This is a genomic window from Algoriphagus faecimaris (genome assembly GCF_900101705.1).
Classification (GTDB): domain Bacteria; phylum Bacteroidota; class Bacteroidia; order Cytophagales; family Cyclobacteriaceae; genus Algoriphagus; species Algoriphagus faecimaris.
In genome coordinates this window covers 1-2,981 of the sequence record NZ_FNAC01000089.1, presented here as the reverse complement: position 1 = coordinate 2,981, position 2,981 = coordinate 1, and the positions used below count along the sequence as shown (strand labels likewise).

Annotated in this window: 1 rRNA gene; it reads left to right on the top strand. The window is 52.4% G+C overall.

What is annotated here, in order from left to right:
* Nucleotides 1-70: 70 nt before the first annotated feature.
* A 23S ribosomal RNA gene (locus tag BLQ57_RS20650) occupies nt 71-2,941 on the top strand.
* Nucleotides 2,942-2,981 lie beyond the last annotated feature (40 nt).

Here is a 2,981-nt window from a genome sequence, read left to right as displayed (position 1 = left end):
GAAGTTCATTGACATATTGCGTAGAAACTGTAACAGTAGGGATACCTGTGAGGTATTCTGAATAAGTAAAGAGTAAGTGAATAAGGGCGCACGGGGGATGCCTAGGCTCTCAGAGGCGAAGAAGGACGTGATAAGCTGCGAAAAGCCACGGGGATCGGCCAATACGAATTGATCCGTGGATATCCGAATGGGGCAACCCACCACGTTAGTGGTATTCCGCAAGGAAGGCAAACCCAGGGAACTGAAACATCTAAGTACCTGGAGGAGGAGAAAATAATAATGATTCCGTAAGTAGTGGCGAGCGAACGCGGATTAGCCCAAACCGTTCATGTTACGGCATGTACGGGGTTATAGGACCTGCATAATTGAGAACGACTTGACGAGAACGGCATGGGAAGGCCGACCGTAGGGGGTGAGAGTCCCGTATTGGAAGAGTTGTTTGAGAGGCGGGTATCCTGAGTAGGTCGGGACCGGAGAAATCCCGATTGAATTGGCCGGCACCATCCGGTAAGGCTAAATACTCCTGAGAGACCGATAGTGAACTAGTACCGTGAGGGAAAGGTGAAAAGTACTCCGAATAGGAGGGTGAAATAGAACCTGAAACCGTGCGCTTACAAGCGGTCGGAGCCCATTAGTTGGGTGACGGCGTGCCTTTTGCATAATGAGCCTACGAGTTACACCTCTCTGGCAAGGGTAAGGCATTGAGTGCCGGATCCGGAGCGAAAGCGAGTCTGAAAGGGCGATTGAGTCGGAGGGGGTAGACGCGAAACTTGGTGATCTACCCATGGCCAGGTTGAAGTACTGGTAACACAGTATGGAGGACCGAACCGATAAGCGTTGAAAAGCTTCCGGATGAGCTGTGGGTAGGGGTGAAAGGCTAATCAAACTGAGAAATAGCTCGTACTCCCCGAAATGTTTTTAGGAACAGCGTCGGGAATTGTATGGCGGAGGTAGAGCTACCGATAGGACTAGGGGGAGTCACATCCTACCAAATCCTGACGAACTCCGAATGCCGCTATACAGAACCGGCAGTGAGGGCTGGGGTGCTAAGGTCCCAGTCCGAGAGGGAAAGAACCCAGACCTTCCGCTAAGGTCCCCAAATCTAGATTAAGTTGAACAAAGGTGGTCCAGTTGCAGAGACAGCCAGGAGGTTAGCTTGGAAGCAGCTATTCCTTTAAAGAGTGCGTAACAGCTCACTGGTCGAGCGACAGGGCGTCGATAATAATCGGGCATCAAATCTAGTACCGAAGCGAAGGATTCGTAGTAATACGAGTGGTAGGGGAGCATTCCAACGGCGGCGAATGTGCATGGTGATGTGCACTGGAGCTTTTGGAAAAGCAAATGTAGGCATAAGTAACGATAAGGCGGGCGAGAAACCCGCCCACCGTAAGACCCAGGTTTCCTGATCAACGCTAATCGGATCAGGGTTAGTCGGGGCCTAAGGCGAACCCGAGAGGGGTAGTCGATGGACAACGGGTTAATATTCCCGTACTAAGCATACAGGTGATGGAGTGACGGAGTGATGAAAGGCCCGCGCGGTGACGGAATACCGCGTTGAAGGTAGTAGGTATTGGACCCATAGTAAAATGCGTGGGTTTAGCCGAAGCTGATAGTACCGAGCGTTTTCGGACAATCGGATAGTGGCCCTAAGTGCTTCCAAGAAAAACTTCTAGCGTTAAGCGTATGTTTACCCGTACCGCAAACCGACACAGGTGGTCGAGGAGAGTATCCTAAGGTGCTCGAGTGAATCATGGCTAAGGAACTCGGCAAAATGGCCCTGTAACTTCGGGAGAAGGGGCGCCCCCCGCAGGGGGGGCCGCAGTGAAGAGGCCCAGGCGACTGTTTAACAAAAACACATGGCTTTGCGAAGTCGAAAGACTAGGTATAAGGCCTGACACCTGCCCGGTGCCGGAAGGTTAAGAGGGGGAGTTATCGCAAGAGAAGCTCTGAATCGAAGCCCCGGTAAACGGCGGCCGTAACTATAACGGTCCTAAGGTAGCGAAATTCCTTGTCGGGTAAGTTCCGACCTGCACGAATGGTGTAACGATCTGGGCGCTGTCTCAGCCATGAGCTCGGTGAAATTGTAGTCGCGGTGAAGATGCCGCGTACCCGCAACGGGACGGAAAGACCCCATGCACCTTTACTGCAGCTTAGCATTGGTACTGGACAAATGATGTGTAGGATAGGTGGGAGACTGCGAAGCGGGTTCGCCAGGATCTGTGGAGTCACCGTTGAAATACCACCCTTTGTTTGTTTGGTATCTAATCCCGATTACGGGAGACATTGCTTGGTGGGTAGTTTGACTGGGGTGGTCGCCTCCAAAAGGATAACGGAGGCTTCCAAAGGTTCCCTCAGTACGCTTGGTAACCGTACGAGGAGTGCAATAGCATAAGGGAGCTTGACTGTAAGGCCGACAAGCCGAGCAGGGTGGAAACACGGGTATAGTGATCCGGCGGTTCTGAATGGAAGGGCCGTCGCTCAAAGGATAAAAGGTACGCTGGGGATAACAGGCTGATCTCCCCCAAGAGCTCATATCGACGGGGAGGTTTGGCACCTCGATGTCGGCTCGTCACATCCTGGGGCTGGAGAAGGTCCCAAGGGTTGGGCTGTTCGCCCATTAAAGTGGCACGCGAGCTGGGTTCAGAACGTCGTGAGACAGTTCGGTCCCTATCTGTTGCGGGCGTGGGAAGTTTGCGAGGACCTGACCTTAGTACGAGAGGACCGGGTTGGACTGACCGCTGGTGTACCGGTTGTGATGCCAATTGCATTGCCGGGTAGCTACGTCGGGAAGAGATAAGCGCTGAAAGCATCTAAGTGCGAAACTCCCCTCAAGATGAGACTTCCAAACAGGGCCCTCAGAGACGATGAGGTTGATAGGCTGCAGGTGTAAAGGCAGTAATGTCATAGCTGAGCAGTACTAATTGCCCGAAAGCTTACCGTACGGCTGTTACAGTTTCTACAAGATATGTTAAAAGAGTCTG